Source organism: Methanimicrococcus hacksteinii (assembly GCF_032714515.1).
In the GTDB taxonomy this organism is placed as follows: domain Archaea; phylum Halobacteriota; class Methanosarcinia; order Methanosarcinales; family Methanosarcinaceae; genus Methanimicrococcus; species Methanimicrococcus hacksteinii.
This window is the reverse complement of record NZ_JAWDKC010000011.1, coordinates 204,241-228,629: the sequence shown is the minus strand read 5'-3', so window position 1 is coordinate 228,629 and position 24,389 is coordinate 204,241. Positions and strand designations below refer to the sequence as shown.

Here is a 24,389-nt window from a genome sequence, read left to right as displayed (position 1 = left end):
GCCCAACACTACTCTACTTTTTATCCGATATGACTTTATTTTACAATTCAGTTTTATTATCCGGTTCACTATCCGGTTTTTACGGAACCATTTAAAACACAGGACGATGCCGAAAATGAGCGATATTTTAAGACGCGGAAGACTGAGCAAAAGCCCGAGCGAAGAAATGCGGGCCTACACCTCTTCGATGGATGCGGACAAATGGATTTTTGAAGCCGATGTTTATGTCGACATGGCGCACACATTAATGCTTCAGGAACAGGGAATTATCTCAAAAGAAGACTGTTCCAAAATATTATTCGGTCTTCTGCAGATTCAGGAAGAAGGGATGGACAAGCTGGATTTCAGCTATGAAGACATTCATATTTCTCTCGAATCCCGCCTGATTGACATCATCGGCGAAGAAGCCGGCGGCAGAATGCATTCCGGCCGCTCGCGCAACGATGAAGTGGCAACATGCATCCGGTTTGCGCTTCGCGGCGAACTGCTGTCCCTTTTAGAAGACCTGATGAAGCTGGAGAACACATTGACAACGCTTGCAACAAATCATATTCACACGCTGATGCCCGGCTTTACTCACCTGCAGCACGCCCAGCCGACAACATTCGCGCATCACCTGGCCGCTCACGCCGACGCTTTTGAGCGCGACATCGCCCGATTAATGTCTGCTTACGAGCGCGTCAACATCTGCCCGCTCGGATCGGCCGCGTTTGCATCGACCGGTTTTCCGATCAACAGATATGTAACGGCACAGCGTCTCGGCTTTTTTGGGCCGATGACAAACTCAATGGATGCTGTCAGCAGCCGGGATTTTCTGATTGAGTGCGCCGCCGCATTTGCAAATATCATGATTAATCTCAGCCGGATGGCCGAAGAACTCATCCTTTGGTCAAGCCAGGAATTCAATTTCGTCGAGCTGGACGACACTTATGCTTCCACCTCATCGATTATGCCGCAGAAAAAGAATCCCGACACCGCCGAGCTTATGCGCGGCAAATCCGGAACCGTTGTCGGATCTTTGGCAGCGCTGGTGACCATCTGCAAAGGATTGCCGCTCAGCTACAACCGTGATTTGCAGGAAGCAACGCCGCACATCATCAAAAGCGCCAACGTGACAGACACTTCTGTCCGCATGATGACCGGAATCATGGAAACGTTAACCGTGAACGCCGATATTATGGAAGCGCAATCCATCGCCGGCTTTACAACAGCAACCGAACTGGCCGACACCATGGTGCGCGACGCCGGAATCCCGTTCAGAACGGCGCATCAGATTGTCGGAACGCTCAGCAAAACAACAACAAATCCTTCGCTGAGCGAAATTGACGCCGTCTCTTCAGAAATTCTCGGATACAAACTATCCGACAAAGGATTAACGGAAGAGGCAGTCAAGGGCGCGCTTGATCCGATGAGCAATGTCGAGCGCCGCATGGTTGTCGGCGGCCCTGCTCCGATTCAAATGCGCGATGATTTGACGGACAAGAAAAAAAGACTTTCTGCGCTCCAAAAACAAATATGGGACATGGATTTGGCCGTTGAAAAAGCGCTTGAAGAATTAACGGAAGAAGTTAAAAAAGAGATTTGAATTTGATAGTTCATTTCATTTTTACTCTTTTTTCTTACTTTTTTCTTTATTTTTTTGTTTTTTCTTTGTTGCATTTTCTTTGCTTGTTTTTTTTTGCATTTTCTTTTTGTTTTTGTTTATTAAAAACGAAACATCATTTTTGATAACTTTTCAAACCCGAACCCCCTCTTCCATAAAATAAAGAAATCGAAAACGGGGTTCGTTTTTCTTTAACTTTAAATAAACCGATGTTTCGGTTTGTAATTAAATGAAATGAAAAACCCGTGAACCGCCCCCCCAATCCGAGTTTTGTGAGCGAAGCGAACAAAATGAGGATTGGAGATGGACCAAATGATTTCAATTAAAACAAAAAACCGTCTTTTAAATTCTTGTTCTTGTTTCTGTTTTGTGTGTGCTGTCACTGTCATTCGCAATGAGAGCTGCGTTCCGGTGTGTCACCGCTTCCGTTTGCAATGAGAGCTGCGTTTCCATATGCATCATCTCATTTTTAGCACATCCGCTCGCTACGCGAGCGTGGGCACAGTACCTTACTGTTTACGTTTGGCACAGCTATCTTACTGTTTTCGTTTACGACCTACGCTGCCGCCCGCGCGCGAGCCGCAGGAACTTTTGAAAACAAATAAAAGCGAATCCCGGTTTTTCGAATTATTATCGAATTAATATCGAATTAATATCGAATTATTAAATTGTCATTATAATTGATTATTGAAAAAGTTTAAGAATCAGCCTGTCGAAAGCAATATGTATAATAGTAATAATTCCAACATCAATTTATTTCAAAATATTTCGTAACTTAAAAATCATTATGAGGAAAATTCATGGCATTTAAAACCGGAGATTTTGTTAAGGTCGAGAAAGACGGTGCTTTTTACGAGGGTCACGTGATTCCCGGAGAGGACGGCTACATTACGCTTAAGATGGTCGGCGGCGGATATGTTGCCGGGTTTTTGGAAAACGAAGTTTCCGTCACGCTTTTGCCTCCCGTTGCCGCGCCGCCCGAGCCGCCGAAACAGGTTGTCAGAAATACGGCAAAAGGCGCGGGAATTAAAATCGCGCCGTCGGGCAAGAAAATCACGATTATTACAACCGGCGGAACGATTGCAACTTATCTGAATCCGGAAACCGGAACGATTACGCCGTCTTTTACGGGCGAAGACATCCTTTTGGAAGTGCCCGAGCTCGACGGATTTGCCGATTTCAAAATCCGCGACGTTTTCAGCCTTTTATCGGAAAACATGAAACCCGAAAACTGGAAAGAGCTGGCGCAGGCGATTTATGAAGAAATCAAAGCCGGCGCTGACGGAATCATCGTCACCCACGGAACGGATACAATGACTTATTCCGCGGCTGCCGCCGCTTACATGATTGACACGCCTGTCCCGATCGTCTTTACCGGCTCTCAGCGCAGTCCCGACCGCCCGAGCAGCGACAATCATATGAATATTATCTGCGCCGCCCGCGCCGCGGCAAGCGATATCGCGGAAGTTTTGATCGTAATGCACGGCTCCATGTCGGATGATTTCTGCGCCGTCCACCGTGCCGTGAAAGCCCGGAAATTGCACACCTCCCGCCGCGACACGTTCAAGTCCGTCAACATGTTCCCGATTGCCAACATGGATTATTTCACGGGCGAATTGACCTTTTTATCCGATTTCGTCGATTACGCCAAGCGCGGGGAAAACGAACTTAAAATCACCCCGACGCTTGAAGAAAAATGCGCGATTGTCAAATTCACACCCGGCGCGGATCCCGCAATTTTTGATTATTACGTTGAAAAAGGATACAAAGGCATTGTTTTAGAAGGCGTCGGCCTCGGCCACGTTTCCGACAATTGGGTCCCGTCCCTGAAGAAAGCCGCCGATCAGAAAATCCCCGTCGTCGTCACTTCCCAGTGCATCAACGGAAGCACGGCACTCGGCACTTATGAAACAGGCCTTGCCATGAGAGAAGCCGGCGTTGCCGAAGCCGCAGACCAATTGACCGAATCGGTTTTGGTCAAATTGATGTGGCTGCTCGGTCAGGACTTGGAATATGAAAAAGTTAAAGAACTGATTGCATCAGAAATGAAAGGCGATATGTCGTCAATGATTATTGATTAATTTCAATAATCTTTTTTCTGTTTTTTGTTTCTATTTTTTGTTTACATTTTTGTTTTTGTTTTGTTTCAAACCCGTCCGTCTTGTTTTATTTGCTTTTTTTAAATTTGTGTGGCTCGCGCGCGGGAAGCAACGCAGACCGTGAACGGAAACAGTAAGGTAGCTGTGCCAAACGGAAACAGTAAGGTAATCTGTGCCCACGCTCGCGTAGCGAGCGGATGTGATAAGAATGAGATGATGCACATGGGAACGCTATCCGCATTGCAAACAGTGGCAATAGCAGCAGCACAGTATGTAGATGCAGTAATATGTTTTGAAAAAAGACGGTTTTTTGTTTTAATTGAAACTATTTGGTCCATCTCCAATCTTCATTTTGCTCGCTGCGCTCACAAAATTCAGATTGGAGGGACGGTTCCTGGGATTAAACGAATAATTTCCAAACCGAAACATCGTTTTCTTCAAAAGTTAAAGAAAAACGAACCCCCTTTTTTATTTCTTTATTTCATGGAAGAGGGGGTTCGGGTTTGAAAAGTTATCAAAAACGATGTTTCCTCTTTTGAATTCCGCAAAAAAGAAAACAGAAAGAATCAAAATCAATCAATCGGCAAATGCTTTTTTTTGCGTTCCGCGATTTCGGCCGCGATTGCGCGGCTGCTGTAAAATTCCCCGCTGATTTGCGGCAGCCTGACGACTTCGGGGAAAAATCCGCGGCCGTTTAAAGCTTTCTTCAACTCAGCTTCCTGAAATTTCTGATCAAAACCGAGAACAACGATATCGGGTTTGATTTCCGCAATCGGTTCAAAATAGTCCGTCAAACTTCCGAGAACGGCAGAATCAACGGGTCTTAAAGACGCGACCATTTTCAGACGCTGGTCTTCGGGAACAACGGGCCTCGGTTTGTGATTCACATTGACATCACGGCTGATAATAACATAAAGTTCGTCACCGAGCGCTTTTGCCTGTTCCAAAAAATAAACATGGCCCGGATGAAGAATATCAAAAGTCCCTGTCGCCAAAACACGCGTCACTCATTGTCACCTGCTCAATCAAAGTCCGACAAGGAATAAAAAATTATCCGAACCGGAAAATACGGCCTTAAAAGATTGAAAAAACGAAAAGATGAAAATGAAAAGATGAAAATGAAAAGATGAAAATGAAAAGATGAAAATGAAAAGATGAAAATGAAAAGATGAAAGTGAAAAGATGAAAAATGAATAAAATAAAAATGAACCAACAATGAATGAAAACATAAAAAAAGAAATGAAAACAAACCAAAAGGCAAACAGTAAACAAACAGCAAACGTCAAACAAACAATAAAAAACAAACAGCAAACAAATAATAAAAAACAAACAGCAAACAAATAATAAAAAACAAACAGCAAACAAACAATAAAAACAAACAATAAATTAAAAGAAAAAAGAAATTAAAAAATTGAAAGCTCAATCGCTCCAAATTGAAGCCGGATTGTCTTCTTTTAAGAATGAGACCGTCAATCTCGTTTCATTCGGGCCGGATCGGCTTAACTTCAAATCGCCCGAATATCTGTAGAGAATCATTTTCGCGATGTAAAAAGTCAAACTCGGCATGTCGCCCGTAACACTGTGCGTATCATCGTTCAAGATTGTTTCAATTGTTCGGGCCGAAATCTGCATATCATGAATGACAACTTCAATGTTGCATTTGTTTAATCCGTTCTCTTGGAATTCTGAAATGATAAAAGCCAATTTATGTTTCTCTTTTTCTTGGCCGAGCGTCACTTGAATCAGGAGATCAAAAAGTTTCGGAAGCGCCGCGTCGGCAAAAACAACGACATCGTCTCCGATAATTTCAAATTCCCGATCCGGATAATTTTCAATAATTCCTTCCATGCAAGCATAAAAAGAATAAAAACCCGGTTTGCCGCCGTTGTAAACAAAAGGCTCGATTGCTTTGATAATATCGATATATTCCATGCTTTTTTGAGAAGCTTCCTCAATCATATCCAAATATTTTTCATCGCGCTTCAGTTTATACAAATCCAAAGCCATAAAAACAGCATTCTGATGATTTTTAAGATCATGCTTAAACAAATCATAAAAACGGAGCCCGAGCATCAAATACCGCTCCGTGTAAATATCCAGGATGGAACCGTCCGGATTTAATAATTTGACATCAGGGTATTTTTCATTCAACTCCATTCATACCACCGTTAAAGATGTAACTCCAAAACTTATTTTATCACGACAACATTTTATTTAATCTGATTGGTTTACCTTTTGCCGACAAATGTATATTTTCAGGTTTTATTTTAATCTATTTTACATTTCATTTTGTATTTTAACCTTACATCCGGCGTTTGCATCTGATTTGCATCTAATTTTGAATTATAAATCTTTTTTCCAAATATTTTTCAGAAAATGCGGTAAAATCCTCAATCACTGATGCATAATTAAAAAAAATGCCGTAAGCAATCATTTAATACTCGTTTAAAACGTCAAATTATAACCAGAGGTTATAATTTGAAGCGTTTTTTATTAGCTAGATTTATATAAGATAACACCGTTTCAATATTTTGCCGGCATAATATTGCTTATTGCTTTTGTTTATGCCTGCGATAAAGATATAACTTCCGCAGATTTAATAAACGGAAAACACTGTAATAATACAATTCCAAGATGTGATAAAACTCCTTGGCAAAACTTCAAAATTGGAAACAAATTGGCAAAATTCCAAAATTGGCAAAATTCCAAAATTGGCAAAATTCCAAATTGCGATAAATATTCATAATTTTGTTATGGCAGTTTATTTTCGGGCGGTCTGCCGGAAACAGTATCTTAAAAAATCATATCAAACGGGTTAACACCGATTAATTCCAATATTAATACGAACATTAATACCAATATAATACCGATTCACATCGGAAATATCCGATCAACAAATCAAAGGAATCCGATTAAAGGAATCCGTTAAAAACCGGTCTGAATAAAAATCTGAAAACCCGACTGCTGTGCAGTCAATTGAAAAGGAGACGAATATATGGCGAAAACGATTGCTGAAATCAATGAAAAAATCGCATCCGGTAGTGTCTGTGTCGTGACGGCAGAAGAAATGTCCGACATTGTCGATGATATCGGTGCCGAAAAGGCGGCTGCAGAAGTTGACGTGGTGACCACGGGGACTTTCGGCGCGATGTGTTCGTCAGGCGTTTTCCTCAATTTTGGACATTCGGACATCCCGATTAAGATAACTAAAATGTTCATGAACGACGTTGAAGCATACAGCGGAATTGCGGCCGTTGATTCTTATTTGGGCGCTACGCAAATATCGGAAAAACGCGGCATTCAATACGGCGGCGCGCACGTGATTGAAGATTTAATCTGCGGCAAAGAAGTCGAAGTGACGGCCCGTTCTTACGGAACGGACTGCTACCCGCGAAAAGAGCTGACGACGACAATCACGCTGGACGACTTGAACCAGGCCATCATGGTCAACCCGAGAAACGCTTATCAGCGCTATGACGCCGCAACGAACGGATCCAAGAAGACCATTCACACGTACATGGGCAAATTGCTCCCGGACTTCAAAAATGTCACCTATTCCGGCGCCGGCATTTTATCCCCGCTCTCAAACGATCCGACTTACCGGACAATCGGCGCGGGCACCAAAATATTCATGGGCGGCGCTGAGGGAACCATTGTCGGCGAAGGCACGCAATGCTCAACGGCCTCCGGATTTGCGACACTCATGACAACGGCAAATCTGAAAGAGATGACAAAAGAATACGTCAATGCCGCCAGCTTTGAAGGATACGGCACGTCCCTGTTCCTCGGCATTGGCATTCCGATTCCGATATTGGATGCGGAAATGGCGCAGGCAGCGGCTGTCCGCGATGCCGACATTGAAATCAGCATCAAAGATTACAGCATCGGAAAACGCGACAGGCCGGTCGTCCGAAAAGCAAATTATGAAGAACTCCGGTCGGGCAGCATTCAGATCAACGGCAAAGAAACAGCCACCTCCTGCATGTCAAGCTTTAAAAAATCACGCGAAGTGGCCGAAGAACTGAAAAAACGCATCGTCGGAGGAAAATTCTTCCTCGGCGCAAACACGACAGCGCTTCCGACAAATCAATCGACGAAGCCGATGAAAGAGACAAACAAAACCCCTGTTGTCGGCGACATCATGAGCAAAAGAGTGATAACGGTCGAGCAGACTGAAAGCTTTATTGACGCGGCCAAACTGATGAAACAAAACGGCAGAAACCACATTTCCGTCGTTTCAAACGACAAATTGGTCGGCATCATCACATCCTGGGACATCTCAAAAGCGGTGGCCGAAGGAAAAACAGACACCGTTGAAGCATGCATGACGCGGGATGTCATCACCTGCACGCCGGATGAAACGGCCGACGTGGTTGCCAAGCGTTTGGCGGAATTCCAAATTTCAGCCATTCCGGTCATCGACGACAATCAAAAAGTTCTCGGCATGCTGACCAGCGATCATATCAGTAAACTTTTCACGAGGGGGAAACACGAATGAAATTAAAAGTCAATTTCCCGGAAGAACGGGTTAAATCACCGATTTTATCGGAAGTGATTCTCAAAACCGGCATTCTTGTCAGCATCGTCTCTTCCCGCGTGGATTCCGCAGGCGGCGAAATCATTTTAGAGGTTCTTGACAAAAGTTATGAAACCATCAAAGACGAATTCGAATCGCGCGGCGCATCCGTCACGCTTTTGGACACGCTGATCTGCCGGAAAAAAGCCGAATGTGTTGACTGCGGCGCCTGCATCTCCGTCTGCCCGTCTCAAGTCTTTTCATTTGAAGAAGACTGGAGCTTGGCAATGGATACGCAAAAATGTGTTCGCTGCGGCTTATGCATTGACATGTGCCCGCATCAGGCGCTTTCAATTGAAGGAACGGATTGTGAATAATCCGTTTTTCTATTTTTTAATGTTTTTTAAGATTCATTTAAAGATTGATTTAAAAGATTGATTTTAAATGATTGATTATTTGAAATTGAATCAATTTACATTTTTTAAAAAAGGAGAGAATTAAACTCATTTTAAATTCTCAATAAAATTTCTTAAATATCCGAGACAGCCAATTCGTTTTTGAGTTTGGAGAAGAATAATCTCTAAGCATCGCTGCACTTCTTCGTTCCGGACGATCTAAAGATTTACGGTTTACATCCTCAGCCTGCCAATTAGCCTTTGTTTTTTGTTCCATGCTTATCACCTTTCTTGTTAAAAATTATAATTACAAAACAAACAATAAATAATTGCAGCAAACGCCGATATAAATGATATAATAAACAATATCGTGGACGCCCTAATATACTTTCCGTTTTTGTCATTTTCTTCTTTTTTACACATTTGAACATCATCAAGTGTGTTCAAAACCAATGTTTTCGGATTTTTCGATTCCAAAATCATGCCCGAAACAACCGTGTTAATTTCACTGACGGACTGAATCGACTAATAAGAATGTCTCCAAAGAGCTCGGATCGAAAGCATGAAACTGGCTCCGAGCGGTAAAAATGTAAAAGCTGAAATCATTAAAATTTGATTATTCTTTAAGCCGCATTCTTCCAACGAAATAAAAGCCAGCAAAGCGACCGTAAAAACGGAAATTGCCATAAGCATTTTCCCGGCTTGGTCCAAAAGACTTTGCTCCCTTTTTTCCTCCATTTCATAAGAATAAAGACTCAACTCTTTTGTAATTTCAATAATTGAATCTTCAGACACGGCAATCATAATAACTGAAAAATGTTGAAAATTTATAACACTGCCGAAATTTCTAAAATCGAAAGATTTAAACAAAACGTTCAGATGTCTTTTCAATCTGTCAGCGCCTTCTCCCTCAGCTGCCGATTAAACGTAATCGCAAATCTGTGCGCCTCATCTCGGATTTCCTGAAGGTAAAGGGACGCTTTTTCATTCTTTTTAATCGGAATCGGATCGGACAAGCCCGGGACAAAAACTTCTTCTTCGCGCTTGGCTAAGGAGATGACCGGCGTTTTAACGCCGAGTTTTTTGAGTTCGCCGACGGCGGATGAAAGCTGCCCTTTGCCGCCGTCAATCATAATCAGATCGGGAAACGGCTTTTCTTCTTCAATCAACCGGGAATAGCGGCGGCCGACAACTTCGGCGATGGAAGCGAAATCGTCGATTCCTTTGACGGTTTTGATTTTGAAGCGGCGGTAATTGGATTTGTCCGGTTTTCCGTCGCGGAACTGAACCATGGACGCAACCGTATGCGTTCCGGAGAGATGAGAAATATCAAAACATTCAATCACACGCGGCGGCTCGGGGAGCATCAGGCGTTTGCCGAGCGCTTCGACCTTGGATGTCGCGCTGAAGAAAGCAATTTCAATGTTTTTCTCGGCCAGCATCAGCAAATCTTTTTTGTCGCCGCGTTTGGGAATCGTAATTTTAACGGTTTTGCCGTGGCGCTGCGACAAGAAATCAATCAAAGACCGGCTGACATTTTCGTGATACAGCTGCCGGAACTGCTGAGTCTCCGATGCTGCAGGCGTTTCGCGGACAACATCCTCCGAGACCGTATAAGCTTCTTCTTCCTGAATTTCCGACGCGTCCGGCAGAATAATTTCAGACGGCGTTTCATGTCCCGAATAATAGCGGACCAAAAACTCCTCCAGGAAATTCTGATGATACGGAAATGAAAATTCTTCTTTGCCGATGAGCGTTCCTTTCACGACATTGAAAACCATGATGTAAATTTTTCCGTCACGGATGATGTAATTAATCACGTCTTCGTCGTGATTGATCTGGCGGGCGACATGCTGGCGGTTGTTCAGATATTCCAGCGCATAAATTTGATCCCGAATGTCTTTTGCGATTTCAAATTCCTGTTTTTTAGCGAATTCTTCCATTTCCTTTCGAAGTTTCTCCGCAAGCTTTTCGGAATTTCCGCGAAGAACGGAATCTGCTTTACCGATTGCGTTCTGATAATCTTCCTTTGACACATTCCCGGTGCACGGCGCCATACAGTTGCCGATATGATAGCGCAGACACGGGCGCTTGGGCATGTTCCGGCAGGACCGGAGCTTAAATGTCCGTTTTACGACATCCAAAATTTCATCCCGTTCTTTGGCCGAAACGAAAGGCCCGTACAGTTTTCCCTGCGCCGTTGCTTTTCTGAGAATGCCGATGCGCGGAAAATCATCGCCGCTGATATGAATAAACGCGTAGCTCTTGGAATCTTTCAGATCGATATTGTATTTCGGATTGTGCTTTTTAATCAGCGTGTTTTCCAAAATCAGCGCTTCAACTTCATTCGCCGTGACAATAAAGTCAACGGACTGAATATGTTTGACCAAAAGGCGCGTTTTCGGATCAAGATCACGTTTTTGAAAATAACTGGAAACACGTTTTTTAAGATTTTTTGCTTTGCCGATATAGATAATTTCATCCTCTTTGTCGCGGTAAATATAACAGCCGCTGGATGTCGGAATTACGGATAAGTCAATCATTTCTGTTCCATACGTTTATTAAAATCAAATAATAAATATCATTCTCAGCAGGTCTTATTTATTTGTTTCTTCGTTTAAGACAGTTCAGTTAAAATTCGATTCGCAGGAAATTCGGCCGGATTTCGCTGTCGGTTTCCGTTTAAAAAAGATTTGTATCAAATTCAGTCATCAAATTCAGTCATCAAATTCAGTCACCAAATTCAGTCACCAAATTCAGTCATCAAATTCAATTTCTTCGAATTCAGTCTCTTCAAACTCTGTGTCATCAAATTCATAATCGACAACATCAAGTGTTGTCAGATTCCCGTTTTTATCGAATGCTTTCCAGGATTCGCGCGTGTACGGCTCGCCGACGATAATATTCACTTCGTTGGTTCTGAAAAAAATTAAATCCTGCTCGGACGGGCGGACGGCGCCGCTCGGATGGCTGTGAACAGACCCGGCGTGCGGCATGTTCGGCATCATCCATGTTTTTAAGCTGACGCTCCGGCTCGTTGAATCCGTCCCCGGCAAATAAATCACATTGATAACGGTGTCGCCGTCAGCCTCTAAAAGAGCGCCGAATTCGCGCGGATGAGAAGCTTTGCAGGAAGCCAAAATGAAATCAAGAGTGTCGGATGCGATTTTTGTAACGGCCATGGATGTCACGATTTTGCAGTTTTTACGGATTAATATGAATTCATAAGAATTCACTTTCATTTAATAAAATGTTGCTGCGAAATTATTGGAGCGGGCGGGAGAATCACACCATATCATGCAGAATCACATCGCATCACACCATATCACACCATATCACATCGCATCACACAGAATCACATCGCATCACACAGAATCACATCGCATCACACAGAATCACATCGCATCACACAGAATCACATCGCATCACACAGAATCACATCGCATCACATCGCATCACACTGCATCACGAACCATGCCATACCGTATCACACCGCATACGAGCGGCATTATTTTCAACTTCAGATTTTCGGAGGAATTGCAGCTCGAATTCTTCATTAATAGTGCTTTAATAATGCCTTGAATTTATCCTTTATTTTATATATTATGTGATTTGATTTTATTTTGACGATATTTTTGGTGATAGATCATGAAATGGAAATCTGTTTTATTCTGCGGCGGTGTTTGGATTTTGCTGACCGCTTTGTTATTGGCGCTTTTGTACAGGGGCGGCATGTTTCGAAACGGTCTTGCCGCGGCGCTCCCGATCGGGCTGGCAGTTATCGCTTTTACGGCGTTTATGTTTGACATTCTTCTCGGCACACGCCCGAGACGGATTGAAAAAGAAACGGGAATTCTGCGGCTTTACAACATTCATGCTGTTTTTGCAGCCGTCGGCATTTTGGCGGCGGCCTATCATGTTTATTTGAGATATGATTGGGGCGATTCGATGACGTCAATCCCGTTTCTGACGGGGATGCCGGCGTTTCTCTTGTTTTTGGCGGCAGTTTTAACGGGAATATTTGTTCTGTCAACGACTTTCGTTAAATATTCCGCGTTTCTGACAAATTTGAAAGAAACGAAATTCAATCGTGAAAGCGGTCTTTTGATTCACAGGCTTGTTATGATTGCGTTTGTTTTGGTTTATCTTCATGCAGTGTATTTCGGCTTTGTCAGAAACAATACGCCTTTCATGATTGTGTTTACGATTTATTTTGCGGGGACATTGCTGATTTATTATGTTTACAAATTAAAAATTCTGACTCTTCCGAAATATCGGCTGACTTCGATTCGGAATTTGACGCGCGATGTTTACGAAATTGAGATGGAGCCGGCGGACGGAAACGTACTTTCTTACCGCGCCGGAGAGTTTGCTTTTTTCCGTCCGGTGAAATCGGCGCTGCCGTTTGAAGCTCATCCGTTTACGATGACATCGTCGCCGCTGAACAAAAAATCGGTTTCGATGATGATTAAAGAGTCGGGCGATTTTACGAATCAAATTTCAAAATTAAAAGTCGGCGACAGTGTCACGCTGGAAGGCCCTTACGGAAATTTGTTTTCAGAAGCTGCCGAGGCGAAAGAAACGCCCGTCGTCATGCTGGCCGGCGGCATCGGAATCACGCCGATGATCAGCATTTTCCATTATTTGCTTGAGATGAAGTCGAAAAGAGAAATTGTTCTTTTTTGGAGCGCTTCGACGCAGGCAGATATTTTTGACGAGGCGTATTATAACGAATTAAATGACCGGCTTTCGAATTTTAATCTGAAGATTTCACTTTCCAAAGAAGACAAAGACGGCTATCTTTACGGCAGGATTTCCCATAAACAGTTTGAAGAGACGAATATGACACATTATTACGAAACGGCAGATTTCTTTGTCTGCGGACCGCCGAAAATGCTCAGTTCAATGATTGATATGCTGAAAGAACAAAAAGTGAATAAAAACAGAATTCATGTCGAAGAATTCGGATTTTAAAAAATAAGTTTCGTTTTTTTGATTTTTTTAAAATTATTTCTTCATTTTGTCTTTTTTCTTTAATTTTTTCTTTAATTTTTCTAATTTTTTCATTAATTTTTCCTTTATTTTTTCATTAATTTTTCCTTTATTTTTTCATTAATTTTTCCTTTATTTTTTCATTAATTTTTCCTTTATTTTTTCATTAATTTTTCCTTTATTTTTTCATTAATTTTTCCTTTATTTTTTCTTTTTTACTTTAATTTTTCAAATTTCATTTTCTTCAATTTAAATATTTTAACAGCACGATGATCCTGTTTTAGGCAGCTCGCTGCCGCCGTCAGAACCGCAGCCGTCAAATTTACCGTAATGCACCGACCGGTCGCCGATGACTTTGAACGCTTTTTTGTATCGTGTTTCGGAAATCATGGAAGCAGTGTTTCCGCAGACAAGCATCGGTTTTCCGGTAAAAAAGCGGTGATGGTCGTCCAGATCAAAGAAATGCGGAAATCCGGGAATGCTGCCGTCATAATAAGCGGCCTGCCCGTAATCTTCGCAGATGTCTTCCAGCGTGTCGAGTTTGAAAGCGCGCACCGTCCGTGACGAGAACGAAGCAAAGCCGAGTTTGCTTTCAATCTCTTCATCTCCCAAATCAATACCGCTGATACTTGTATATCTGAAATCGGCCCATCCGCACTCGGCCATCAGCCGGCGGAAATCTTCAATATACAATGCGCCGCCCAAACATTCGCCGCGCAAAACCGGATCTGTCGTCAATGATTCGGGAATCCTGCGGTCGGCAAAAACGTCTGAAAAGAACAGCTCGCCGCCGGGTTTGAGAACGCGGTATATTTCCTTGAAAACCTGTTCTTTGGCGGGAGAAAGATTGATCACGCAATTCGAAATCACAACATCGACGCTGTTTTCTTCAATGCCGAGCGATTTCAAATCTTCGATGTAACCCTGCAAAAATTTGACATTGGACGCTTTAAATCCGAACCGTTTGGATTGTTCTTCCCGATATTTTTTTGCCGTCCCGATCTGCTCCGCGGTCATATCGACACCGATAACCGTCCCCGATTCGCCGACCAGTTTGGAGGCGATATAAACGTCTCTGCCCGTTCCGCAGCCCAAATCCAAAACAGTCATTCCTTCCAAAAGCGGCGGCAAAGGAGAGCCGCAGCCGTAAAAACGGTCCAGAATTTCATCCGCGATTAAAGGCACGATTTCTCTGATTTCAGCCGGCGGTTTTTCCGAACAGCAGCATGAATTTGTTTTCAAGTCATTTTTGCTTTGCAGCTGTTTGCTGTAATAGTCTTTTACATTTTCAATAATGTCATCCATTTTCTTTTCTCCGGTTTCATTCTTTATTTTTTAGTTTTATTTTCTCTTATTTTCTTTTATTTCCTTTTACTTTTCAACGTCAATTGCAGGTGATTTATTCACAGCAATTTCCTTCGTTACGGCAAATGCAATTTTCTTTCGCGGTCGTCAATTCTTCTAAAAACACCCTGAAATTTTGCACAATTTCATCATTCAGCGAATAGTATGTCCATTTCCCTTCTTTGCGCCCGTTCACCAGCCGGCAGTCGCAAAGCGTCTTCATGTGATGGGATAATGTCGGCTGCGTAAATTGAAATTTCTCTAAAATAACGCAGGCGCAAAGTTCCCCGCAGGAAAGCATATCGATAATCATAAGCCTGTTCGGATCGGACAAGGCTTTAAAAAATCGGGCATATTCATTGTAATTTGTATTCATTTAATCACGAAACATAGATAATCATCTATATGTATTAAATTTATTGTCTTTTTCATCTTTTAACAAAATCAAAAAAAAGTCAAATCCAAACTGAAAAAGACAGTTGTGAAAACAAATCAAAAGAAGAAATTAAAACGAGTCCAAAAAAACAATTTAAAACCAAATCAAAAAAGGAAATCAAATCAAATCAAATCTAAAAAGGAAATCAAATCAAATCTAAACCAAAAAAGCAGCTCTAAACCAAAAAAAAGGCAGCCGATTTTAGACCGGCCGCCTGTTTAAAAAATTAAAAATTGAAAATTAAAATTATTCTTTGTCGTCCAAATCCAATTCGATATACTGCATACTCTTTTTCGATTTGGAAGACGTTTCGGATGCGGAAGTACCGGATGCGGGCGCGTCCGCGCTTCTCTGCTGCGGCGGCTGCCATTTCTGTTCCGGCTCTTCAGCCTTTACATTTTCCGATTTTTCTTTTTCCATGACGGCGTCAAAGTAAGCGTATTTTGAATTGCTGACTTTCGGAGCTTCTTTGGGAGTCGGTTTGATCGGTTCGGGCTTTTCTTCTTCAATAATCTGAACACCTTCGTCATCGGCCGGATTGCGGCTCGGCTCTTTTCTCTCGCGGAACGCATAGATGGATTCGGCCGGAGATTCTTCCGGTTTCTTGTCTTTTGCTTCCGTTTTGTCGGTCATATATCCGGATTGGGTTTCTTCGTCAAAAGCATAAGTTCGGGCTTCAAAAAGTTCCAGATCTTCGTCATTCCAGTCACTTTCGGAAGGCTCATCCGGCAGAACAGCGGCAGCCGCTGAAACGGCGGCACCTGTACCTGCGGCAGAGAGATTCCCGCTGTTTTCCGAATCTGCTGCGGAAGAAGCGTTATCGCTCACTTGTTCGCCGTTTGAATTCTGAACAGATTCGCCCGGAACGGATTCTGTCGCGGTCGGCTCGGATACGGCTTTCTTATCGTCGGCCGGCGGTTTCCACTCAATGACTTCTTCTTCATTGACTTTGTTTTCATCGACAACGATGACCGGGCCTTCGACAACTTCCTGCTTCGGCTTTGCCGCCGGTTTTGCTTTTAAAGATTCGACGGCGTTGTCATAATCTTCGTCGGAGTCAAATTCGTCCGTATAGCGTGCCGCCGTTTCGGGTTCGGCGCGCTTCAGTTTTTTGCCGGTTTTCTGCTTCGGCTCTTTGACTTTCTTTTCTTTAACGATACCGTTATCTTTGTTGTATTTGCGCTTGCCGACCAATAAACTGACGACAGCGACAATAATGACAAGCAAAATAAACAGAATCGGATACACGTAAATAGGTATGTCAGCGAGTTCCATATCAAAAAAAGAGGTTTTGCTGATATAAAAGAATTCGCTTCCGTAAACGAAAAACGGAAACGAAAATAAAAACAGGCCGTGCTTTTGGCCGATTTTCAAAAATGACGAGCCGCGCGCGGCGGCAGCCGGCAAAACAAAAATAAAACAACGAAACAAAACAATAAACCAAAAAAGAGAAACGATAAACCAAAAAAAGAGAATGATAAACTAAAAAAAGAGAATGATAAACTAAAAAAAGAGAATGATAAACTAAAAAAGAGAAACAATTAAATGTAAAATGGGCCCGCTGAGATTCGAACTCAGGACCTCCGCCGTGTGAAGGCGACGTCATAACCGTCTAGACCACGAGCCCAAGTAATATTCGCAAGTTATCGGTTTTTATCAATTTGTATTAATTAAACACTGCGATAAGCAAATGCGTCAAGTAAGTTGTATTGGATGTTTTTGTTTTTATACGTTTCCGCCGATGAAAACAATAATGTTTCATGGGCCCGCTGAGATTCGAACTCAGGACCTCCGCCGTGTAAAGGCGGTGTCATGACCATCTAGACCACGAGCCCAACTTCGAAAAAAACGGAAACTTCCTATAAATAGGTTTCTTTCAAAATCGATTCCGGCATAACAGCATTTATATGTTTTTGCTCTCTTAATACGTATTTATGCCTCACCGTGAACGCGAAGACGCGGAATCCGAATACGTTGAGCAGTACTTGGGAGAATATGCCAGCGTTTCCTCAATTGTCAAAGAGGCGCTGCCTTTTGAACTTGTCGCGGTGATCGGAGGCATTATTTCAGGCGTGATTTTATCGGGCATGACAAACGAGCTGGAAATGATTCCGGGACTCATTGTGATCATTCCGGGCGTCATGGGCCTTCGCGGCAACATTTCATCCACCCTCGGATCCCGATTGGGAAGCGCCATTCACATGGGTCTGATTACAAAAATCGATTTCAAAAACCGCGAACTGACCAACAACATTATCGGGTCGATGCTTTTGACAATCATTATTTCCGTTTTTTTGGGATTTCTCGGCCATTACGTTTCCGTTTTTTTGGGATTCGGAAGCGCCGGCCTTTTAAAACTGATTCTCATTTCCCTGCTTTCCGGATTTTTCTCGGGCCTGATTCTTTCATTCATTTCCGTTTATCTCTCAATCGGCGCGTTCCGCTTCGGGTTTGATCCCGACAACGTTGTGACGCCGTCGATTGCAACCATCGGCGATATCATCTCCGTGATGATGATTTTCGTATTCGCCAGGATGGTGCTGATGCTATGAGCTACTACACCATCAGCGGCCTTGTCAAAGGCGGACTTCCGATTTTAATTGTGACGTGCTTCATGGCAATCATTGTCGGCCTCCTGCTCGGTTATCAGGAGGATATTTTAATCGAATATCCGACGCTTCTCATACTTATGCCGGTTCTTTTAAAAATCGGCGGCGACACGGGAAGCATGCTCGGTTCCCGCCTCTCATCCGCGTTCCACCTCGGTTTGAGCCGAAAAATTCTCAACAACCCGGTCGTCAAAAACAGCCTGATTGCCGCAATTATCGTTGCCGCCGTCTCATCCGTTTTTGTCAGCACCGTTGTTTATCTGATCAACCTCGCCTTAGGATACGGCACTTCCGCCGCATTAATTTTCGGCGTCAGCTTCATCGTTGTCATTCTCGACATTCTGATTGTATATACCGTTGCGGTCGGCTTTTCCGCTTTGTCTCACAAAATCGGCCTGGACCCGGACGATGTCGTTATTCCGATTGTTGCCAGCATGGGCGACTTGGTCGGCGTCATCGGCATTATGATTGCAGTTATCGCTTTCGGGTTGGTTGTTATTTAAAATGACTGGAATTATCATCAAAATATTATCAGAATCATCAAAATATTATCAGAATCACCAAAATATCATCAAATTATTATCAAAATTATCATTTAATTAAAATTCACTTAAAATTCAATCGCAAGAGATATAAAATAAGTTAAGCGCCGTCTTGAAACGGCAACAATATAGGGATACGAAGAAGGATGGTTTGTGCTGTATGGCTAAAAATCGATATCAATATAAACCGCGCAATTTGAAGGAATTGCTGGTTGAAATGAAAGACACGTCCGAACTCATGGTTGATTTGGCGTACTCGGCCATGATTTACGATGACGAAGACATTGCCGAAGAAGTGATGCATTTAGAAGAAAACATGGACATGCTTGACTACCAAATCAAGATGGGCGCCATTTTGAGCACGCGCCGCATCGAAGAAGCCGAACAGCTGCTCGGCGTTTTGGAAGTTGCCGCAGCCTCCGAATACATCGCAAACGCCGCGATGGAAATTTCAAAATGCGTTTTGATGGACATTTCCATCCCCGACCGGCTGAAAGTCGCGCTCAGAAACGCGAATGAAACGATTGTCAAAGTCCGCCTGAACGAAGAATCCGAAATGGTCGGCCAGACACTCGGCGATTTGGAGCTCGATGTTGAGACCGGCATGTGGATTATTGCCATGCGCCGCAACTCCGAATGGATTTACGCGCCCAACAGCGAAACACGTCTTCGCCAAGGAGACGTTTTAATCGCCCGCGGCCATGACGAAGGCGTTCCGATTTTCTTTAAGAAAGCGACGAACAAAATTTACACGCCGAGAAAAGTCATCGACTACAATGATCCCGCCGAATTCGACCGCTCCATCGAAATCATCGTTGAGATGAAAAACATGTGCGAACTGTCCGTCGGTCTGGCGTATTCCGCGCTTTTGTTCAACAACAAAGACATCGCTCATGAAGTTCAGGCGATTGAGCAGCATTTGGATCAAATGAAATATGAAGTTCAGGATTTGGTTTTGGAAGCCGCGTCTTCTGCGAACGAAGATGAAGATTTGACGGACTACAAAGGCCTTTTGATCTTCTCCAGCGCTTCCGAAAAGATTTCAAATGCGGCCTCGGACATCGCCGACCCCGTGATCCGCGAAATCGAGCTTCACCCGATTATTGCGATGGCCGTTCGCGAATCCGATGAAGTGATCATCAAAGTCGAAGTTGCCGACTGCTCCCCGATTATCGGAAAAACGCTCAAAGACCTGCGCTTGGAAACCGAAACCGGCATCCATGTCCTGGCAATCAAAAGAGAAAACCGCTGGCTCTATTCCATCAGCGGCAGAATCACGATCCAGGAAAACGATGTCTTAATCGCGCGCGGATCCCACTCCGGCGAAGAAGCGCTGATTGAAATGTGTTCGTGTCCGGTGAATTTGTAAAAATCAAACAGCGGAAATGACGAAACAATAACAAAATTGAACAGAAATAAGTTAAACAAAACAGAAAAACAAATGCAAAACAGAAAAACAAATGCAAAACAGAAAAAATAAATGCAAAACAGAAAAACAAATGCAAAACAGAAAAAATAAATGTAAAACAGAAAACCAAACGTAAAATATAGAAAAAACAAACATAAACAAGAGGAAGCAAAATATAAAAATAATGAGCCTTTGACAGATTCATTATTTTTATTAATGCTCAGTTATTTTTAGATTTTTAAAGTCATTTCAACGAAAATTAAACGATTGTTTCAATGGGTCCGACAGTAAAAACACCCTTTAAATCTTCGTGTAAAATGACTTTAGCATATCCCAAATGAATCGGGTTTGTAATCAATGTTTGTTCACAAATGAACATATGATTTGTGCCGTTGACAAGCTGCGTTGCAATATACAATACAGGTTTGTATGATGCGCCAACATAATCTTTAAATGCGTCATGAAATCCTGTTGCAATTTTTTGGGGCAGCGGACATGCTTCATTTTCTATAATTTCCCATTCACCGGTCATAGTTATAGCCTCCTAACGACTTTATTTTTTATTTGTTTCAGTTAAATAAATAGTTAAATAAAATGGATTAGAATTCATTCCATTTTATTAATTTTCATAAATTAGTAAACAATATATATTTTATTGATTATTTTAATCAGTTTTCAAACAATTTATTTTTTAAAATTTAAAATTTTTTTAAATTTATTTTTTTAAAAATGCTTTACATTTATATATTACAAAACATATCTTTTATCAAAATCATATTGCAGGATTAGAAATATTTGTGAAGACAATGCAGAATATATCTAAAAACAACACAGAATTATACTGTAAAAACAATGCAGAAATATCTGCAAATCCCGGTGGCAGAAAATGGATAATATCATCGCTTCGTTTATTTTTGCTTTTACCGCCGTTTTCGTCATCGTCAACCCGCTCAGCGGTTTGTTCACTTTTATGTCCATGACCAGCGGTTATCAGCAAAAATCAAAAAACCTGTACGCGAAAAAGTCCATATTGCTCGCGATGGGCATGGCGCTTTTCTTTGCCGTTGCCGGTTCTTTTGTGCTGAACCTGTTCAACATTAACATTGACGCGCTCCGAATTGCGGGCGGTATCATTTTGATTTCCGTCGGCTTTAATATGATGACGGCAAAAGTGAATCCGATTGTTTCGTCAACGGAAATCGCCGAGTCGACCGATAAAGACTTTTGGGTATTCCCGATTGCCATTCCGCTCCTCTGCGGGCCGGGAACGATTTCGACGGTGATTATTTTAACCGGCGGTCAGGACATTTGGGGCGTTTTAATCGTATTGGTTGCAATCATTACCGTTTATTCAATCGCTTACCTCATGTTCCGCTCCTCGGAAGCCATCAGCAAACGCATCAGCTACACAGGAATGCTTGTGATAACACGTCTCCTCGGACTGCTTTTATCGGCACTCGCCGTCGGCATGATCATGACGGGACTTCAGAATTACATAACGGATCTGCTGAGGAATTTGCTCGCGGAATTCGTGGAACCGCTGAACGCCTCGGCCGATTCGGCGGCGGCCGCAGCGGGAACGGCGGCAGCAAACACAGCAGCAAACACAGCAGCGGCAGTAAACACAGCGTTAGATGCAGAAGCGATAAATACGACAGCAATCGAAACACTTATAGCAAATACGCCTTAAGGATAACTATGAAAAAAGAAACGCTTTCCGTTTTGGTTTGTCCGGCCTGCCGCGGAAAATTAACCGTAAAATCTGAAATTGAAACCGATGCCGAGATTATTTCGGGAAATCTGCACTGCGGTGCCTGCGGCATTTACTACCCGATTGAAGATAAAATCGCCAATATGCTTCCGCCCGAACTGCGCGATACGTTCTGAATTTATTTTTAATTGAGTTTATGAATAATTTTATTAACTCATAAAAGTATAACAACAACTATAGAAACAAACATTGAATTAGATTTTACAGTTTCAACACTTGATAATTTTAACACTTAATAATTTAATTTTAACACTTAGAAATTTTAACACATATCTTCGATTCAGAGGGATTTAATGAAAGAAGTTCTTCAAGACATTTACATCGGGCGCCTGTCTTTAGATTCGATTGAATTCAAATATGATGAAATCGAAGTGCCGCTTTACAAAGGCGAAGACCGCGAGTTTCAAATTTTCATCAAAAACTTCGCCGCGCCGACGCACATCACTTTTCTGCCCGACGATTCCATTCGCGATTATCTGATTTTGGTTCCGAGCAAACACCACATTCAAAACAACGATTACGTCCGCATCGTCATCCGCATTCCGTATAACGCAAAGCCCGCGGCGGAAGGCATGTTTTATGTCGTGACCGGCTATGGCGCCCAAAAGAAAGGCTTTAAGCTTTCCGTCGGTTCCGACAAAGTCCGATCTTCCACATTGTCGGACTCCGGCGACTTGTCCGGCGAACGGCTTTCCGACAATCCGGCCGGAGACATTTACCGCCCGGAAGGACCGATGATTCAGCCCGTCCCCGACCGCGCGCAGCTTGTCCGGGATGAGGACGACGAAGGCGACGTGACGCAAAAGAAACAAGCGCCGTCTTTTTCCGTTAAAAAAGACTGGAACGCCAAAGCCGGCAAAAAGTCCGGACAATCCGCCCGCTCGTCTTCCAACTCCGAAAAATACAAGCCCGCCAAATCAATGGAGCCGCTCTCGTCCGCCGAAAAAATATCATTTTTCGTATCGGTTCTGCTCATTGCCATCTTGGTCGCCATGTTTGTCTATATTCAAATTACGGACATCGAATCCATTTTCAATTTTGACGAAACAATCATTTTAGCGCTGATCACAGGCGGCTTCATCGTTGCGATTATTCTGCTTTTGTCCATGTTTTTGAAACGGACGAATTTCAGCTGACTCTTCAACTGACGCAGGGGCACAACATTTTGTTTGCCCCGTCTCATTTTATTTTTTCCAGGTTCGATTGAAATGACGAAAACGGCTGAGACAGAATTCAATTCTGATTCGAATTCTTTGACATCTGAATCCGAAAAAATGACATCTTTGACGCCCAAACAAAGAACACTGGTTCTCATCGGCATTTCACTCGCTTCTTTTATGACGCCCTTCGGCGTTTCCATGCTGAATTTATCCTTGCCGCAGATCAGCGCCGATTTCAATGTCGGCGCCCATGCGCTCGGCTGGATTTCAACCGCTTATTTGCTGTCATCCGTTCTGTTTTTAGTTCCGATGGCGCGCCTTTCCGATTTGGTCGGCCGGAAAAAGATATTTTTGGCCGGCATGACTTTGGCGACAATTTCAGCAACCTTGCAGCTTTTTTCCCCGAGTTTCGCGGTTTTGATTCTTCTTCGGGCGCTGGACGGACTTTCGATGTCATGCGTTTTTGCGACATCGCTCCCGATTCTCAGCTCCATCTACCCGGCTTCCAAACGCGGATCCGTTTTCGGCATCAATATCAGCGTGATTTACATCGGTTCGTCCCTCGGCCCTGTTGTCGGCGGCATCCTGACACAGTATTTCGGCTGGCGCAGTTTGTTTTTGCTGCTGATTCCGCTGGCGGCCGGAAGCGCGGTATTGGTTGCGCGCGCCATGAAAATTGAATTTATCGAAAGCAAAGGCGAACCGTTTGACAAAACCGGCGCGCTTTTGTACATGATTACAGTCTTCTTCGCCTTATTCGGCCTCAGCAATCTGCCGCAGACCTGGGCGTTCGGGCTGCTTGCCGTCGGATTAATCACCCTTCCCATTTTCATCGCCTACACGCGAAAACAACAGTACCCGATTATGAAAGTCGATTTGTTTTTTACAAACAAACATTTCTCCCGATCCAACACGGCGGCCTTTCTGAATTATGCCGGCACCTATGCGATTGTGTTCTTCCTCAGCCTGTATTTGCAGCGCGTCCAGATGTTTCCGTCAGCTGCGGCAGGGTTCATCCTGCTGGCGCAGCCGCTGCTTCAGGCCGTTTTCTCCCCGTTTGTCGGCAGACTGTCCGACCGCTTTGACAGCCGCTATCTTTCGACATTCGGAATGCTTCTGCTGACAGGCGGTTTAATCGGATTGGCTTTCCTCGGCCCGGATTCTTCGATTTTGTATCTGTTGATTTGCGAAATTGTCGTCGGCATCGGTTTCGCGTTCTTTGCGTCGCCCAACACCTCGACGATTATGGGATGCGTCAGCCAAAAAGATTACAGCACGGCAAGCGCGTCTCTCTCAATTATGCGCCAATCGGGAATGGTTTTGTCAATGGCGATTGCGATGTGCGTCATTGCCGTTTTCCTCGGCAGCACGGAAATGATTCGAACGGATACGATTCCGCTTTTCCTGACCGCCATGAGAACCACGTTTCTCATCGGCGCCGGACTTTGTCTGGCCGGCGCGGTTTTGTCTTATCTGAGAGGACCGACCGTCCGTGAAGAAAAGGTTTAAAACCG

At 43.3% G+C, this 24,389-nt stretch carries 26 protein-coding genes and 2 tRNA genes; 15 read left to right on the top strand and 13 right to left on the bottom strand.

The annotated features are described in order from the left end of the window. Positions 1-115: 115 nt before the first annotated feature. From argH to gatD, 3 genes are all read left to right on the top strand, one after another. The gene (argH, locus tag MmiAt1_RS03150; RefSeq protein ID WP_318785440.1) at positions 116-1,585 is read left to right on the top strand and encodes an argininosuccinate lyase; all 1,470 of its coding nucleotides are present in this window, start codon (positions 116-118) and stop codon (positions 1,583-1,585) included. Positions 1,586-2,056: 471 nt separating this feature from the next. Next, entirely contained in the window at positions 2,057-2,245 is a 189-nt protein-coding gene (locus MmiAt1_RS03145) for a hypothetical protein (protein ID WP_318785439.1), read from the top strand. 158 nt (positions 2,246-2,403) lie between these two features. Beyond that, positions 2,404-3,684: a Glu-tRNA(Gln) amidotransferase subunit GatD gene (gene gatD / locus MmiAt1_RS03140; RefSeq protein ID WP_318785438.1), complete on the top strand. Its 1,281-nt coding sequence runs from the start codon at positions 2,404-2,406 to the stop codon at positions 3,682-3,684. A gap of 30 nt (positions 3,685-3,714) precedes the next feature. On the opposite strand, the gene MmiAt1_RS03135 is transcribed toward gatD, so the two are convergent. Beyond that, positions 3,715-3,924 (bottom strand): hypothetical protein, encoded by a 210-nt coding sequence (locus MmiAt1_RS03135; RefSeq protein WP_318785437.1) that lies wholly within the window; start codon positions 3,922-3,924, stop codon positions 3,715-3,717. Here MmiAt1_RS03135 and MmiAt1_RS03130 point away from each other — a divergent pair, their 5' ends adjacent. Beyond that, positions 3,925-4,209 (top strand): hypothetical protein, encoded by a 285-nt coding sequence (locus MmiAt1_RS03130; protein WP_318785436.1) that lies wholly within the window; start codon positions 3,925-3,927, stop codon positions 4,207-4,209. Between the two features lie 65 nt (positions 4,210-4,274). Here MmiAt1_RS03130 and MmiAt1_RS03125 read toward each other — a convergent pair whose 3' ends face one another. Both MmiAt1_RS03125 and MmiAt1_RS03120 read right to left on the bottom strand, forming a co-directional pair. Then, positions 4,275-4,709 (bottom strand): FAD synthase family protein, encoded by a 435-nt coding sequence (locus tag MmiAt1_RS03125; RefSeq protein WP_318785435.1) that lies wholly within the window; start codon positions 4,707-4,709, stop codon positions 4,275-4,277. A gap of 412 nt (positions 4,710-5,121) precedes the next feature. Continuing rightward, a complete protein-coding gene (locus MmiAt1_RS03120) occupies positions 5,122-5,859 on the bottom strand; it encodes a hypothetical protein (protein ID WP_318785434.1) in 738 nt (245 codons plus the stop codon). An 838-nt stretch (positions 5,860-6,697) separates the two neighbouring features. Here MmiAt1_RS03120 and MmiAt1_RS03115 point away from each other — a divergent pair. Both MmiAt1_RS03115 and MmiAt1_RS03110 read left to right on the top strand, forming a co-directional pair. Continuing rightward, positions 6,698-8,200 carry a homocysteine biosynthesis protein gene (locus MmiAt1_RS03115; protein WP_318785433.1) on the top strand — a complete coding sequence of 501 codons (1,503 nt, stop codon included), beginning with the start codon at positions 6,698-6,700 and terminating at the stop codon, positions 8,198-8,200. Beyond that, a complete protein-coding gene (locus tag MmiAt1_RS03110; protein ID WP_318785432.1) occupies positions 8,197-8,595 on the top strand; it encodes a 4Fe-4S binding protein in 399 nt (132 codons plus the stop codon). Before MmiAt1_RS03115 ends, MmiAt1_RS03110 begins: the two co-directional genes overlap by 4 nt. Before the next feature lie 139 nt (positions 8,596-8,734). On the opposite strand, the gene MmiAt1_RS03105 is transcribed toward MmiAt1_RS03110, so the two are convergent. The 4 genes from MmiAt1_RS03105 to MmiAt1_RS03090 all read right to left on the bottom strand — a co-directional run bounded on the left by MmiAt1_RS03105 (position 8,735) and on the right by MmiAt1_RS03090 (position 11,855). Beyond that, positions 8,735-8,890 carry a hypothetical protein gene (locus tag MmiAt1_RS03105; protein ID WP_318785431.1) on the bottom strand — a complete coding sequence of 52 codons (156 nt, stop codon included), beginning with the start codon at positions 8,888-8,890 and terminating at the stop codon, positions 8,735-8,737. A gap of 248 nt (positions 8,891-9,138) precedes the next feature. Further along, the gene (locus tag MmiAt1_RS03100; RefSeq protein WP_318785430.1) at positions 9,139-9,417 is read right to left on the bottom strand and encodes a hypothetical protein; all 279 of its coding nucleotides are present in this window, start codon (positions 9,415-9,417) and stop codon (positions 9,139-9,141) included. Between the two features lie 83 nt (positions 9,418-9,500). Further along, positions 9,501-11,156: an excinuclease ABC subunit UvrC gene (uvrC, locus tag MmiAt1_RS03095; RefSeq protein WP_318785429.1), complete on the bottom strand. Its 1,656-nt coding sequence runs from the start codon at positions 11,154-11,156 to the stop codon at positions 9,501-9,503. A gap of 213 nt (positions 11,157-11,369) precedes the next feature. Then, on the bottom strand, positions 11,370-11,855 hold the full coding sequence (locus MmiAt1_RS03090; protein ID WP_318785428.1) for a Mov34/MPN/PAD-1 family protein: 486 nt from the start codon (positions 11,853-11,855) through the stop codon (positions 11,370-11,372). Between the two features lie 55 nt (positions 11,856-11,910). On the opposite strand from MmiAt1_RS03090, the gene MmiAt1_RS03085 reads away from it, so the two are divergent. Beyond that, positions 11,911-12,195 carry a hypothetical protein gene (locus tag MmiAt1_RS03085; protein ID WP_318785427.1) on the top strand — a complete coding sequence of 95 codons (285 nt, stop codon included), beginning with the start codon at positions 11,911-11,913 and terminating at the stop codon, positions 12,193-12,195. A 66-nt stretch (positions 12,196-12,261) separates the two neighbouring features. Beyond that, positions 12,262-13,587 carry a ferredoxin reductase family protein gene (locus MmiAt1_RS03080; RefSeq protein ID WP_318785426.1) on the top strand — a complete coding sequence of 442 codons (1,326 nt, stop codon included), beginning with the start codon at positions 12,262-12,264 and terminating at the stop codon, positions 13,585-13,587. 276 nt (positions 13,588-13,863) lie between these two features. Here the strand turns inward: MmiAt1_RS03080 and MmiAt1_RS03075 are convergent, their stop codons facing one another. The 5 genes from MmiAt1_RS03075 to MmiAt1_RS03055 all read right to left on the bottom strand — a co-directional run bounded on the left by MmiAt1_RS03075 (position 13,864) and on the right by MmiAt1_RS03055 (position 17,220). Then, the gene (locus MmiAt1_RS03075) at positions 13,864-14,910 is read right to left on the bottom strand and encodes a methyltransferase domain-containing protein (RefSeq protein ID WP_318785425.1); all 1,047 of its coding nucleotides are present in this window, start codon (positions 14,908-14,910) and stop codon (positions 13,864-13,866) included. Between the two features lie 94 nt (positions 14,911-15,004). Further along, entirely contained in the window at positions 15,005-15,325 is a 321-nt protein-coding gene (locus MmiAt1_RS03070) for an ArsR/SmtB family transcription factor (RefSeq protein WP_318785424.1), read from the bottom strand. Between the two features lie 306 nt (positions 15,326-15,631). Continuing rightward, the gene (locus MmiAt1_RS03065) at positions 15,632-16,816 is read right to left on the bottom strand and encodes a prolipoprotein diacylglyceryl transferase (protein WP_318785423.1); all 1,185 of its coding nucleotides are present in this window, start codon (positions 16,814-16,816) and stop codon (positions 15,632-15,634) included. A 122-nt stretch (positions 16,817-16,938) separates the two neighbouring features. After that, positions 16,939-17,012: transfer RNA gene (locus tag MmiAt1_RS03060), tRNA-Val, on the bottom strand. A gap of 134 nt (positions 17,013-17,146) precedes the next feature. Continuing rightward, positions 17,147-17,220, bottom strand: a tRNA-Val gene (locus MmiAt1_RS03055). 99 nt (positions 17,221-17,319) lie between these two features. Here MmiAt1_RS03055 and MmiAt1_RS03050 point away from each other — a divergent pair. The 3 genes from MmiAt1_RS03050 to MmiAt1_RS03040 all read left to right on the top strand — a co-directional run bounded on the left by MmiAt1_RS03050 (position 17,320) and on the right by MmiAt1_RS03040 (position 19,905). Further along, positions 17,320-17,937 carry a magnesium transporter gene (locus tag MmiAt1_RS03050; RefSeq protein WP_318785422.1) on the top strand — a complete coding sequence of 206 codons (618 nt, stop codon included), beginning with the start codon at positions 17,320-17,322 and terminating at the stop codon, positions 17,935-17,937. Then, on the top strand, positions 17,934-18,497 hold the full coding sequence (locus tag MmiAt1_RS03045) for a magnesium transporter (RefSeq protein ID WP_318785421.1): 564 nt from the start codon (positions 17,934-17,936) through the stop codon (positions 18,495-18,497). The genes MmiAt1_RS03050 and MmiAt1_RS03045 overlap by 4 nt, the downstream gene beginning before the upstream one ends. Before the next feature lie 199 nt (positions 18,498-18,696). After that, positions 18,697-19,905, top strand: a complete 1,209-nt coding sequence (locus MmiAt1_RS03040) for a potassium channel family protein (protein WP_318785420.1) — start codon at positions 18,697-18,699, stop codon at positions 19,903-19,905. 298 nt (positions 19,906-20,203) lie between these two features. Here the strand turns inward: MmiAt1_RS03040 and MmiAt1_RS03035 are convergent, their stop codons facing one another. Continuing rightward, the gene (locus tag MmiAt1_RS03035) at positions 20,204-20,476 is read right to left on the bottom strand and encodes a hypothetical protein (protein WP_318785419.1); all 273 of its coding nucleotides are present in this window, start codon (positions 20,474-20,476) and stop codon (positions 20,204-20,206) included. A gap of 354 nt (positions 20,477-20,830) precedes the next feature. Between MmiAt1_RS03035 and MmiAt1_RS03030 the strand changes: the two genes are divergently transcribed. The 4 genes from MmiAt1_RS03030 (at position 20,831) to MmiAt1_RS03015 (ending at position 24,384) form a co-directional block, all read left to right on the top strand. Beyond that, positions 20,831-21,634 (top strand): MarC family protein, encoded by an 804-nt coding sequence (locus tag MmiAt1_RS03030; RefSeq protein ID WP_318785418.1) that lies wholly within the window; start codon positions 20,831-20,833, stop codon positions 21,632-21,634. 8 nt (positions 21,635-21,642) lie between these two features. Next, complete coding sequence (locus MmiAt1_RS03025; RefSeq protein WP_318785417.1) at positions 21,643-21,831, top strand: methytransferase partner Trm112; 189 nt, start codon at positions 21,643-21,645, stop codon at positions 21,829-21,831. 177 nt (positions 21,832-22,008) lie between these two features. Further along, positions 22,009-22,851, top strand: coding sequence for a DUF7524 family protein (locus MmiAt1_RS03020; protein WP_318785416.1), 843 nt, complete (start codon positions 22,009-22,011; stop codon positions 22,849-22,851). Positions 22,852-22,923: 72 nt separating this feature from the next. After that, positions 22,924-24,384 carry an MFS transporter gene (locus tag MmiAt1_RS03015; RefSeq protein ID WP_318785415.1) on the top strand — a complete coding sequence of 487 codons (1,461 nt, stop codon included), beginning with the start codon at positions 22,924-22,926 and terminating at the stop codon, positions 24,382-24,384. Positions 24,385-24,389 lie beyond the last annotated feature (5 nt).